Origin of the sequence: Dyella subtropica, from assembly GCF_026283965.1 — a bacterium.
In the GTDB taxonomy this organism is placed as follows: Bacteria; Pseudomonadota; Gammaproteobacteria; order Xanthomonadales; family Rhodanobacteraceae; genus Dyella_D; species Dyella_D subtropica.
Window position 1 is genome coordinate 66,399 of the sequence record NZ_JAPDPD010000007.1, and the last position, 13,323, is coordinate 79,721.

The following is a 13,323-nucleotide window of genomic DNA, read 5'->3' on the forward strand; positions in this document are numbered from 1 at the left end:
GTAAGTCCCCGGGCTTTGCCTGTTGCAGGGTTTCGCATGAGGCTATGTGGCATGAAGCCGTGCGGCCTGCAACGACAAGGCGTCATCTTTAGGTTCGTGTTTTACGTGTCAGGAAGGCAGCACTGAAAGGCCAGCAGACCATCGCCGACCTTTGACTTATGTCTTTTTGACGTATCGACGGGCAGGGCAGCACACCCTGGTCGTCGACCGCAGACACAGCTTTCACAATTCAGCCGGTGTGTGCACCACCGGCGTCACTGCGAACCGAGGCGGTACCCACCATGACCTACTCGTTTACCGAGAAGAAGCGCATCCGCAAGGATTTCGGCAAGCGTCCCCCTGTATTGGGCGTGCCGAACCTGCTGACCATTCAGACCGATTCCTACCGGGAGTTCCTGCAGGAGCATGTCGCGCCCAAACAGCGCGATGAGAAAGGTCTACACGCCGCGCTGAAGTCGGTTTTCCCGATCTCCAGCTACTCGGGCAATGCCGCGCTTGAGTACGTCGACTATCGCCTGGGCGAGCCTGCATTCGACGAACGCGAGTGCCGCAACCGCGGCATGACTTTCGGCGCGCCGCTGCGCGTGACCGTGCGCCTGGTCATCTACGACAAGGACAGCCCGGCGTCCAAGAAGGCCGTCAAGTACGTGAAGGAGCAAGAGGTCTACATGGGCGAGATTCCGCTCATGACCGACACCGGCACCTTCATCATCAACGGCACCGAGCGAGTCATCGTCTCGCAGCTGCATCGTTCGCCGGGCGTGTTCTTCGATCACGACCGCGGCAAGACGCACAGCTCGGGCAAGCTGCTGTTCTCGGCTCGCGTGATCCCTTACCGCGGCTCGTGGCTGGACTTCGAGTTCGACCCGAAAGACGCGCTGTTCACCCGTATCGATCGTCGCCGCAAGCTGCCGGTGACGGTGCTGCTGCGTGCGCTCGGCTACAACAACGTCGAGATGCTGGACATCTTCTTCGAGCACAACGTGTTCCACCTCGGTAAGAAGGGTGGCACCACGCTCGAGCTGGTCGCCGAGCGTCTGCGCGGCGAGACGCTGACCTTCGATCTGACGATCGGCGACAAGGTGCTGGTGGAAGCCGGCAAGCGCATTACCGCGCGTCATGTGCGCCAGCTGGCTGCCGAGAACATCACGGCGCTGGAAGTGCCGGACGACTACCCGGTCGGCCGCATCCTGGCCACCGACATCGTCGACAGCAAGACCGGTGAACTGCTGGCTTCGGCCAACGACGAAATCACCGCCGAGCAACTCGAGGCCTTCCGTAAGGCAGGCATCGAGACCGTGCCGACGCTGTACGTCAACGATCTCGATCGCGGCGCCTACGTTTCGCACACCCTGCGTATCGACAACACCAAGACGCAGCTCGAAGCGCTGGTGGAAATCTATCGCATGATGCGTCCGGGCGAGCCGCCGACCAAGGACGCTGCGCAGAACCTGTTCTTCAACTTGTTCTTCACCTTCGATCGCTACGACCTGTCGGCCGTGGGCCGCATGAAGTTCAATCGTCGTGTCGGTCGCAAGGACATTCTCGGCGCGGGCGTGCTGTACGACCACAAGTACTTCGCGGACCGCAAAGAAGAAGACTCGCAAGCGCTGGTGAAGTCGCAGGGAGAAACCTCCGATATTCTCGACGTGCTGAAGGTGCTGATCGACATCAAGAACGGTCATGGCACCGTCGATGACATCGATCACCTCGGTAACCGTCGCGTGCGTTCGGTCGGCGAAATGGCCGAGAACACCTTCCGCATCGGTCTGGTGCGCGTCGAGCGTGCCGTGCGCGAGCGCTTGTCGCTCGCCGAGTCCGAGGGTCTGACTCCGCAGGAGCTGATCAACGCCAAGCCTGTTGCGGCCGCGGTGAAGGAGTTCTTCGGCTCCTCGCAGCTCAGCCAGTTCATGGACCAGAACAACCCGCTGTCGGAAGTGACGCACAAGCGTCGCGTCTCCGCCCTTGGCCCGGGCGGTCTGACTCGCGAGCGCGCCGGCTTCGAAGTGCGCGACGTGCATCCGACCCATTACGGCCGCGTCTGCACCATCGAAACGCCTGAAGGTCCGAACATCGGCCTGATCAACTCGCTCGCCGTATATGCGCGCACCAATACGTATGGCTTCCTCGAGACGCCGTACCGCAAGGTCGTGAACGGCAAGGTGACTGACAAGGTGGATTACCTGTCGGCCATCGAAGAGGGCGACCATGTGATCGCGCAGGCGAACTCGCCGCTCAACAAGGACGGCAGCTTCGTCGAAGACTTCGTGTCCTGCCGTTTCCGTGGTGAGTCCGAGCTGCGTCCGTCGGCCGAAGTCGGCTACATGGACGTCTCGCCCATGCAGACCGTGTCGGTCGCGGCGGCGCTGGTGCCGTTCCTCGAGCACGATGACGCGAACCGAGCGCTGATGGGCGCGAACATGCAGCGTCAGGCCGTACCGACCCTGCGTTCGCAGACCCCGCTGGTGGGTACCGGCATCGAGCGCGCCGTGGCGCGCGACTCGGGCGTTATCGTCAGCGCCAAGCGTGGCGGCGTGATCGACCAGGTCGACGCCGGCCGTATTGTGGTTCGCGTAAACGAGAGCGAAGTCGGCGACAACGACGCTGGCGTCGATATCTACACACTGACCAAGTACACCCGCTCCAACCAGAACACCAACCTCAACCAGCGTCCGCTGGTGAACGTGGGCGACGTGGTGGCGAAGGGCGACACGCTGGCCGACGGTTCGTCGACCGACCTGGGCGAGCTTGCGCTCGGCCAGAACATGCTGATCGCGTTCATGCCGTGGAACGGCTACAACTTCGAAGACTCGATCCTGCTCTCCGAGCGTGTCGTGCAGGAAGACCGCTACACCTCGATCCATATCGAGGAGCTGTCCTGCATCGCTCGCGACACCAAGCTGGGCGCCGAGGAAATCACCGCCGACATCCCGAACGTGGGCGAACAGGCGCTGGCGCGTCTGGACGAGTCGGGCATCGTGTACATCGGTGCTGAGGTGAAGGCTGGCGACATCATGGTCGGCAAGGTCACGCCGAAGGGTGAGAGCCAGCTCACGCCAGAAGAGAAGCTGCTGCGCGCGATCTTCGGTGAGAAGGCGTCCGACGTGAAGGACAGCTCGCTGCGCGTGCCGCCTGGCATGGACGGCACCGTCATCGATGTGCAGGTCTTCACCCGCGACGGCATCGAGAAGGACAAGCGCGCCAAGCAGATCGAGGAAATGGAAGTCAAGCGCATCCGCAAGGATCTTGACGACCAGTTCCGCATCCTCGAAGGCGCGATCTACAACCGTATGCGTACCCAGCTCGTCGGCAAGTCCGCGATGAGCGGTCCGGGCGGTCTCAAGCGCGGCGCGGAAATCACCGACGCCTACCTCGACGGGCTGAAGAAGGACGACTGGTTCAAGGTCAACGTCAAGGATGAGGAAGTCACTGAATTCCTCGAGCGCGCGGCTGATCAGGTCAAGCGTCACAAGGAAGAGTTCGACAAGCGCTTCAAGGAGAAGCAGGGCAAGATCACCCAGGGTGACGACCTTGCTCCGGGCGTGCTCAAGATGGTCAAGGTGTTCCTGGCCGTGAAGCGCCGCATCCAGCCGGGCGACAAGATGGCCGGTCGCCACGGTAACAAGGGTGTGGTGTCCAACGTGGTGCCGGTGGAGGACATGCCGTTCTCCGCCGACGGCACGCCGGTCGACATCGTGCTGAACCCGCTGGGCGTGCCTTCGCGTATGAACATCGGCCAGATTCTGGAAGTCCATCTGGGCTGGGCCGCCAAGGGCCTGGGCAAGAAGATCCAGAAGATGATCGAGGCGCAAGAGAAGGTCGCGAAGATCCGCGAGTTCCTCGATCAGATCTACAACCACCACGTCGCTGGCGCCGTGCAGCACGTCGACCTGAAGTCGCTTACGGATCAGGAAATCCTGACCCTGGCGAACAACCTGCAGGAAGGCGTGCCGATGGCTACGCCGGTGTTCGACGGTGCCGAGGAACAAGAGATCAAGGCGATGCTGAGGCTGGCGGAGCTGCCCGAGTCGGGTCAGACCACGCTGTTCGATGGCCGCACCGGCGAGGCGTTCGATCGCCCGGTCACCGTCGGCTACATGCACTACCTCAAGCTGAACCATCTGGTCGATGACAAGATGCACGCGCGTTCCACCGGTCCGTACTCGCTCGTTACCCAGCAGCCGCTGGGCGGCAAGGCGCAGTTCGGTGGCCAGCGCTTCGGCGAAATGGAAGTCTGGGCGCTGGAAGCCTACGGCGCGGCCTACACCCTGCAGGAAATGCTGACGGTGAAGTCCGACGACGTGCAGGGCCGCAACCAGATGTACAAGAACATTGTCGACGGCAACCACGAGATGGCGGCTGGCATGCCGGAATCCTTTAACGTATTGGTGAAGGAAATCCGCTCGCTCGGTATCGACATCGACCTGGAAGAGATCAAGTAACCAGCGGGTTACAGGAGCTTATGCAATGAAAGATTTGCTCAATCTGTTCAATCAGCAACGCGCAACGCCCGATTTTGATTCGATCAAGATCGCGCTGGCGTCGCCCGAGCTGATCCGCTCGTGGTCGTACGGCGAGGTGAAGAAGCCCGAGACGATCAACTACCGGACCTTTAAGCCGGAGCGTGACGGGCTGTTCTGCGCCGCCATTTTCGGCCCGGTGAAGGACTACGAGTGCCTGTGCGGCAAGTACAAGCGCATGAAGCATCGCGGCGTGGTCTGCGAAAAGTGCGGCACCGAGGTCACCCTGGCCAAGGTGCGTCGCGAGCGCATGGGCCATATCGAGCTGGCCAGCCCGACCGCACATATCTGGTTCCTCAAGTCGCTGCCGTCGCGCATCGGCTTGATGCTGGATATGACCCTGCGTGACATCGAGCGCATCCTGTACTTCGAAGCCTTCGTGGTGATCGATCCAGGTATGACCGCGCTCGAGCGCGGCCAGCTGCTCAGCGAAGACCAATACCTGGAGGCGGTGGAAGAGCACGGTGACGAGTTCGATGCCCGCATGGGTGCCGAGGCCGTCTTCGAGCTGCTGAAGTCGCTCGACCTGCCGGGCGAAGTCGTGCGCCTGAAGGAAGAGATCGGCTCGACCAATTCCGAGACCAAGCTCAAGCGCCTCACCAAGCGCGTCAAGCTGATCGAGGCGTTCCTGGAGTCCGGGAACAAGCCAGAGTGGATGGTGCTGACCGTGCTGCCCGTGCTGCCGCCGGACCTGCGTCCGCTGGTGCCGCTGGACGGTGGTCGCTTCGCGACCTCCGACCTCAACGATCTGTACCGCCGCGTCATCAACCGCAACAACCGTCTGAAGCGTCTGCTTGAACTCAATGCGCCCGACATCATCGTGCGCAACGAGAAGCGCATGCTGCAGGAATCGGTCGATGCGCTGCTCGACAACGGCCGCCGCGGTCGTGCCATCACCGGCACGAACAAGCGCGCGCTGAAGTCGCTGGCCGACATGATCAAGGGCAAGCAGGGCCGCTTCCGCCAGAACCTGCTCGGCAAGCGCGTGGATTACTCCGGTCGTTCAGTGATCGTGGTCGGTCCGACCCTGCGCCTGCACCAGTGCGGTCTGCCGAAGAAGATGGCGCTTGAGTTGTTCAAGCCCTTCATCTTCGCCAAGCTGCAGGCTCGTGGTGAAGCCACCACCATCAAGGCTGCTAAGAAGCTCGTCGAGCGCGAAGAAGGCCAGGTGTGGGACATCCTCGAGGACGTGATTCGCGAGCATCCTGTGCTGCTGAACCGCGCACCGACCCTGCATCGTCTCGGCATCCAGGCCTTCGAGCCGGTGCTGATCGAAGGCAAGGCGATCCAGCTGCATCCGCTGGTCTGTACCGCGTTCAACGCCGACTTCGACGGCGACCAGATGGCCGTGCACGTGCCGCTGTCCATCGAGGCGCAGCTCGAAGCGCGCGCCCTGATGATGTCGTCGAACAACATCCTGTCGCCGGCCAACGGTGAACCGATCATCGTGCCGACCCAGGACGTGGTGCTGGGCCTGTACTACATGACCCGCGAACTGGTGAATGCGAAGGGCACCGGTATGGTGTTCTCCGGCATCAGCGAAGTGCGTCGTGCGTACGACAACCGCGCTGTGGAGCTGCACGCCAAGATCAAGGTGCGCCTGAAGCTGGTCCACGTGGACGAGCAGGGCGGTCGTACCAGTTCCGTTTCGCTGGTCGAGACGACGGTGGGTCGCGCGCTGCTGGCCGAGATCCTGCCGGAAGGCCTGCCGTTCGGCCTGGCCAACACCGAGCTGACCAAGAAGGCTATCTCGCGCCTGATCAACTCCAGCTATCGTCTGCTCGGTCTGAAAGAGACTGTGGTGTTCGCGGACAAGCTGATGTACACCGGCTTCCGTTTCGCTACCCGTGCGGGTATCTCGATCGGTATCGATGACATGATCATCCCCGACGAGAAGAAGCCGATCCTGGAAGAGGCCGAGAAGGAAGTGGTCGAGATCCAGGAGCAGTACCAGTCGGGCCTGGTCACCGCCGGCGAGCGCTACAACAAGGTGGTCGACATCTGGTCGCGCACCAACGAACTGGTCGCCAAGGCGATGATCGACGGTATCGGTACCGAGAAGGTCACTGACACCGAAGGCAAGACGGTCAACCAGAAGTCGATGAACTCGCTGTACATCATGGCCGACTCCGGCGCCCGTGGTTCGGTGGCGCAGATTCGTCAGCTGGCCGGTATGCGCGGCCTGATGGCTCGTCCGGACGGCTCGATCATCGAGACCCCGATCAAGGCCAACTTCCGCGAAGGCCTGAACGTGCTGCAGTACTTCAACTCCACCCACGGTGCTCGTAAGGGCCTGGCGGATACGGCGTTGAAGACGGCCAACTCCGGTTACCTGACCCGTCGTCTCGTCGACGTAGCGCAGGACGTGGTCATCACCTCGCACGATTGCGGCACCGAAGACGGTGTGATCATGCAGCCGATCGTGGAAGGTGGCGACGTGGTCGAGCCGTTGCGCGAGCGCGTGCTGGGCCGCGTGGTGGTCGAAGACGTTTACGGCCCTGGCGAGGACGATCAGGCGATCGTCACACGCGACACCCTGCTGGACGAAGCCCTGGTCGAGAAGCTCGACAAGGCCGGCGTGCAGTCGATCAAGGTGCGTTCGCCGATCACCTGCAAGGCCAGCCACGGCGTATGCGCCCTGTGCTACGGCCGCGATCTGGCCCGTGGCCACCTGGTCAACATGGGCGAGGCTGTGGGTGTGGTTGCCGCGCAGTCGATCGGTGAGCCGGGTACCCAGCTGACCATGCGTACGTTCCACATCGGTGGTGCGGCTTCGCGTGCGGCGGCGGTGGACAATGTGTCGGTTAAGACCACCGGTACGTTGAAGTTCAACAACCTCAAGACCGTGCAGCACAACCAGGGTCACTTGGTGGCGGTGTCGCGTTCGGGCGAAGTGTCGGTTATCGATGCCAACGGCCGCGAGCGCGAGCGTTACAAGGTGCCTTACGGCGCCACCATCGCGGTCAAGGACGGTGCGGCGGTCAAGGCCGGCCAGACCGTGGCGAACTGGGATCCGCATACCCATCCGATCGTGTCGGAAGTGGCCGGTACCGTGCGCTTCATCGACTTCATCGATGGCGTCACCGTGCAGAGCCAGACCGACGAACTGACCGGCCTGGAGTCGGCGGTGGTGACCGATCCAAAGCGTCGCGGCACCGCGGCCAAGGATCTGCGCCCGATCGTTCGCCTGGAAGACAGCAAGGGCCGCGAGCTCAAGTTGCCGGGTACGGATGTGCCGGCTCAGTACATGCTGCCGGCCGGTGCCATCGTGTCGATCCAGAATGGTGTGGAAGTGGGCGTGGGCGACGTGGTTGCCCGTATCCCGCAGGAAACGTCGAAGACCCGCGACATCACCGGTGGTCTGCCGCGCGTGGCTGACTTGTTCGAAGCCCGCAAACCGAAGGAGCCGGCGATCCTCGCCGAGCGTTCGGGCGTCATCAGCTTCGGCAAGGACACCAAGGGCAAGCAGCGCCTGATCATCAAGGACGTGGACGGCAACGAACACGAAGAGCTGATTCCGAAGTGGCGTCAGGTCATCGTGTTCGAAGGCGAGCACGTGGAGAAGGGCGAAACCGTGGTGGACGGCGAGCCGAGCCCGCACGACATCCTGCGCTTGCTGGGCGTCGAGCCGCTGGCCTCGTACCTGGTCAAGGAAATCCAGGACGTCTACCGTCTACAGGGCGTGAAGATCAACGACAAGCACATCGAAGCGATCATTCGTCAGATGCTGCGCAAGGTCGAAATCACCGAGCCGGGCGAAAGCCATTATCTGCGCGGTGAGCAGGTCGAGCGCGTACGTATCAACGCCGAAAACGATCGCGCGGTTAGCCGCAACGAGCGTCCGGCGGAGTACCAGTCGGTGTTGCTGGGCATCACCAAGGCTTCGCTGGCTACCGAGTCGTTTATCTCGGCAGCCTCGTTCCAGGAGACCACCCGCGTTCTTACCGAAGCGGCGGTCCGTGGTACACGCGATACCTTGCGAGGCCTGAAGGAAAATGTTATTGTCGGCCGTCTCATCCCGGCAGGTACGGGTCTGGCGTACCACGCGCAGCGTCGTCGCCAAGGTGGTCTGACCGCCTCGGAGCTGGAAACCCTTTCTGGTTCCGCCGCCTCGGTCTCCTTCGCGGAAGCCACCGTCGGTAGCGACAATGGTGTGGAGTAAACCCGTTCCGGGATTTGCTCGCTGACATACGAAATGAGGCGCATGGATTGCGCCTCGTGTTCGAGTCAAGGAGGGCAGGGCGTCAGCTTGTCTGTGACAAGCTGCCCATGTTAAATTCCCGCTTCTTGGCAGACCGAGCTGATTCGGTCTGCCTTTATGTTTCTCAGGAAAAGTTCCGCATGTCGACTATCAACCAGTTGGTGCGCAAGTCCCGCAGCCCGAAGAGCTACAAGAGCGCTTCTCCGGCTCTGCAGAACAGCCCGCAGCGTCGCGGCGTCTGTACGCGCGTCTATACGACCACCCCGAAGAAGCCGAACTCGGCCCTGCGTAAGGTTGCCAAAGTGCGCCTGACCAATGGTTACGAGGTCATTAGCTACATCGGTGGCGAAGGTCACAACCTGCAGGAGCACTCGGTGGTGCTGATCCGTGGCGGTCGCGTCAAGGATCTGCCGGGTGTGCGTTACCACACGGTGCGCGGCAGTCTCGACTGCGCTGGCGTCACCAAGCGCCGTCAGTCGCGCTCGAAGTACGGCGCCAAGCGCCCGAAGAGCTAAGAGCTAAAGGACACGAAACATGTCGCGTAAAGGTTCACATCCCGCCCGTCTGGTTCTGCCGGACCCCAAGCATGGCAGCCAGCTGATTGCCCGCTTCATCAACATGGTGATGAAGAGCGGCAAGAAGTCCGTCGCCGAGAGCATCGTCTACGGTGCCCTGAATCACCTCGGTGAGAAGCATGCCGAGCCGGTATCTCTGGTCGAGAAGGCGCTGAGTAACATCGCTCCGGCCGTCGAGGTGAAGTCCCGTCGAGTCGGCGGCGCCACCTATCAGGTGCCGGTCGAAGTGCGTCCGGGTCGCCGCATGGCGCTGGCCATGCGCTGGGCCATCGATGCCGCCCGCAAGCGGGGCGAGACCTCGATGCCGCGCAAGCTGGCAGCCGAGCTGCTCGAGGCTTCCGAGAATCGCGGTGGCGCGATCAAGAAGCGCGAAGAGACGCACCGTATGGCAGAGGCCAACAAGGCCTTCTCGCATTACCGCTGGTAAGCAAAGTACGAGCTCGACTCCGTTGAGCTCGGAACGGCATTTCATTTAGAGGTTAGTACCGTGGCACGCACCACTCCCATCGAGCGCTACCGCAACTTCGGCATCATGGCTCACATCGATGCCGGCAAGACCACCACCACGGAGCGCATCCTGTTCTACACCGGCGTCAGTCACAAGATTGGCGAGGTGCATGACGGTGCCGCAACGATGGACTGGATGGAGCAGGAGCAGGAGCGCGGCATCACCATCACGTCGGCGGCAACGACGGCGTTCTGGAAGGGCATGGATCGTTCCTTGCCCGAGCACCGCTTCAACATCATCGACACCCCAGGTCACGTGGACTTCACCATCGAGGTGGAGCGTTCGCTGCGCGTGCTCGATGGCGCGGTGTTCGTGCTCTGCGCCGTGGGTGGTGTGCAGCCGCAGTCCGAAACCGTTTGGCGGCAGGCCAATAAGTACAAGGTTCCGCGTCTTGCGTTTGTCAACAAGATGGACCGCACCGGCGCCAACTTCTACAAGGTTGTGGAGCAGCTGAAGGCTCGCCTCGGTGCAAACCCGGTCGAGATGCAGGTTCCGATCGGTGCCGAGGATAATTTCGAGGGCGTCGTTGACCTCCTCAAGATGAAGTCGATCATCTGGGACATGGAATCCCAGGGCATGAAGTTCGAGTACCAGGACATTCCGGCGAACCTCGTCGAGAAGGCCGCGGCCGCTCGTACTTCGATGGTCGAAGCCGCGGCGGAAGCCACGGAAGAGCTGATGGACAAGTACCTGGGCGGCGAAGAGTTGTCGGAGGCGGAGATCATCGAAGGCCTGCGTCAGCGTACGCTGCGCAGCGAAATCATTCCGGTATTCTGCGGCACGGCGTTCAAGAACAAGGGCGTCCAGGCGATGCTCGACGCGGTCGTCAACCTGCTGCCGTCGCCGACCGATCGTCCGCCGGTTGAAGGTATCGACGACAACGAGAAGCCGGATACTCGCAAGGCCGACGACAGCGCTCCGTTCTCGGCGCTCGCGTTCAAGATCATGACGGATCCGTTTGTCGGTTCGTTGACGTTCTTCCGTGTCTACTCGGGCACGTTGAACTCCGGCGATGCTGTGTACAACCCGGTCAAGAGCAAGAAAGAGCGTATCGGTCGTATCCTGCAGATGCACGCGAACGAGCGTCAGGAACTGAAGGAAGTCCGCGCAGGCGACATCGCCGCTGCGGTCGGCCTGAAAGACGTGACGACTGGCGACACGCTGTGCGCACAGGATCACATCATCACTCTGGAGCGCATGACGTTCCCGGAGCCGGTGATCTCGATGGCGGTCGAGCCGAAGACCAAGTCGGACCAGGAAAAGATGGGTATCGCCCTCGGTCGTCTGGCCGCGGAAGATCCGTCGTTCCGCGTGCGTACGGACGAAGAGTCGGGTCAGACGATCATCTCGGGCATGGGCGAGCTTCACCTGGACATCCTGGTGGACCGCATGAAGCGCGAGTTCAACGTCGAGGCTAATGTCGGCAAGCCGCAGGTTGCTTACCGCGAGACGATTCGCTCGTTGGACGTCAAGTCGGACTACAAGCACGCCAAGCAGTCGGGTGGTAAGGGTCAGTATGGTCACGTCGTGATCGAGCTGTCGCCGATCAGCGATGCCGATCGTGCGGATGAGAAGGTCGCTGCGGCGATCAAGGACGACTTCCTCTTCATCAACGACATTACGGGCGGCGTGATTCCGAAGGAATTCATTCCTTCGGTCGAAAAGGGTCTGCGCGAGACCATCACCAGCGGTCCGCTGGCCGGCTTCCCGGTGGTCAACGTGAAGGTGAAGCTGGTGTTCGGTTCCTACCATGACGTCGACTCCTCCGAAATGGCGTTCAAGCTCGCCGCATCGATGGCGTTCAAGCAGGGCTTCGCGAAGGCGTCCCCGGTGCTGCTCGAGCCGATCATGAAGGTTGAGGTCGTGACACCGGAAGATTACGTCGGTGACGTCATGGGCGACATGAGTCGCCGTCGTGGCTTGCTTCAGGGCCAGGACGACACGCCGTCGGGCAAGACCATCAATGCGATGGTTCCGCTTGGTGAGATGTTCGGGTATGCGACGACCATTCGCTCGCTGACCCAGGGTCGCGCCACCTTTACGATGGAGTTCGACCACTATGCTGAAGCACCGAACAACATCGCCGAGCAGGTCATGAAGAAGGCCTGATAAGGTCTTCTGCTTAATTAGTGCGATCATTAGTGATCGCGTGAATCAAGAAGCGGCCGTCATGGCCGCACTAATTAATCCGTTCTTTTCTAGAGGTTTTGAGTCATGGCAAAGGGTAAATTCGAACGCACGAAGCCGCACGTCAACGTCGGCACGATTGGTCACGTGGATCACGGCAAGACGACGCTGACGGCCGCGCTGACGAAGATCGGTGCCGAGCGTTTCGGTGGTGAATTCAAGGCTTACGACGCGATCGACGCGGCGCCGGAAGAGAAGGCGCGCGGTATCACGATCTCGACGGCGCACGTGGAATACGAATCGCCGGTTCGCCACTACGCCCACGTGGACTGCCCGGGCCACGCCGACTACGTGAAGAACATGATCACGGGTGCGGCGCAGATGGACGGCGCGATCCTGGTGTGCTCGGCCGCCGACGGCCCGATGCCGCAGACCCGCGAACACATCCTGCTGTCACGCCAGGTGGGCGTGCCGTACATCGTCGTGTTCCTGAACAAGGCCGACCTGGTGGACGACGCCGAGCTGCTCGAGCTGGTCGAGATGGAAGTGCGCGAGCTGCTGAGCAAGTACGACTTCCCGGGCGATGACACTCCGATCATCACCGGTTCGGCCCGTAAGGCGCTCGAGGGGGACAAGGACAGCGAGTACGGCGAGAAGGCGATCATCAAGCTGGTCGATGCGCTGGACAGCTACATTCCGGAGCCGGTGCGCGCGATCGACAAGCCGTTCCTGATGCCGGTGGAAGACGTGTTCTCGATCTCGGGCCGCGGCACCGTGGTGACCGGTCGTATTGAGCGCGGCGTGATCAAGGTCGGTGACGAAATCGAAGTGGTCGGCATCCGTCCGACCCAGAAGACCACCGTGACCGGTGTGGAAATGTTCCGCAAGCTGCTCGACCAGGGTCAGGCAGGCGACAACGCCGGTCTGCTGCTGCGTGGCCTGAAGCGCGACGACGTGGAGCGTGGCCAGGTGCTGGCCAAGCCGGGTTCGATCACCCCGCATACCGACTTCGAGGGCGAGATCTACGTGCTGTCGAAGGACGAAGGCGGTCGTCACACCCCGTTCTTCAGCAACTACCGCCCGCAGTTCTACTTCCGTACGACGGACGTGACTGGTGCGATCAAGCTGCCGGAAGGCACCGAGATGGTGATGCCGGGCGACAACGTGAAGATCACGGTGACGTTGATCCACCCGATCGCTATGGACGAAGGTCTGCGCTTCGCGATCCGCGAAGGCGGCCGTACCGTCGGCGCCGGTGTCGTCTCCAAAATCATCAAGTAAGTAGCTGCCCATTCGCGGGAGCGAAAGCTCGATAAAGACAAGGGCGGGAGCGAGAGCTTCCGCCCTTTGTTTTGGAGCGCCGAGCAGTGGCAGCCGGACGATATGGACTTG

The 13,323-nt window shown here is 61.8% G+C and carries 6 protein-coding genes; all 6 read left to right on the top strand.

Annotated features, from left to right (window positions below; genetic code table 11):
- Positions 1-281: 281 nt before the first annotated feature.
- On the top strand, positions 282-4,442 hold the full coding sequence (gene rpoB / locus OUZ45_RS07595) for a DNA-directed RNA polymerase subunit beta (protein ID WP_266169339.1): 4,161 nt from the start codon (positions 282-284) through the stop codon (positions 4,440-4,442).
- A 25-nt stretch (positions 4,443-4,467) separates the two neighbouring features.
- On the top strand, positions 4,468-8,682 hold the full coding sequence (gene rpoC, locus OUZ45_RS07600) for a DNA-directed RNA polymerase subunit beta' (RefSeq protein ID WP_266169340.1): 4,215 nt from the start codon (positions 4,468-4,470) through the stop codon (positions 8,680-8,682).
- A 179-nt stretch (positions 8,683-8,861) separates the two neighbouring features.
- Entirely contained in the window at positions 8,862-9,236 is a 375-nt protein-coding gene (gene rpsL / locus OUZ45_RS07605; protein WP_026633431.1) for a 30S ribosomal protein S12, read from the top strand.
- A 19-nt stretch (positions 9,237-9,255) separates the two neighbouring features.
- The gene (rpsG, locus tag OUZ45_RS07610; RefSeq protein WP_266169341.1) at positions 9,256-9,723 is read left to right on the top strand and encodes a 30S ribosomal protein S7; all 468 of its coding nucleotides are present in this window, start codon (positions 9,256-9,258) and stop codon (positions 9,721-9,723) included.
- A gap of 60 nt (positions 9,724-9,783) precedes the next feature.
- On the top strand, positions 9,784-11,913 hold the full coding sequence (gene fusA / locus OUZ45_RS07615) for an elongation factor G (RefSeq protein WP_266169342.1): 2,130 nt from the start codon (positions 9,784-9,786) through the stop codon (positions 11,911-11,913).
- Positions 11,914-12,018: 105 nt separating this feature from the next.
- Entirely contained in the window at positions 12,019-13,212 is a 1,194-nt protein-coding gene (gene tuf / locus OUZ45_RS07620) for an elongation factor Tu (RefSeq protein ID WP_266169333.1), read from the top strand.
- Positions 13,213-13,323: the final 111 nt, after the last annotated feature.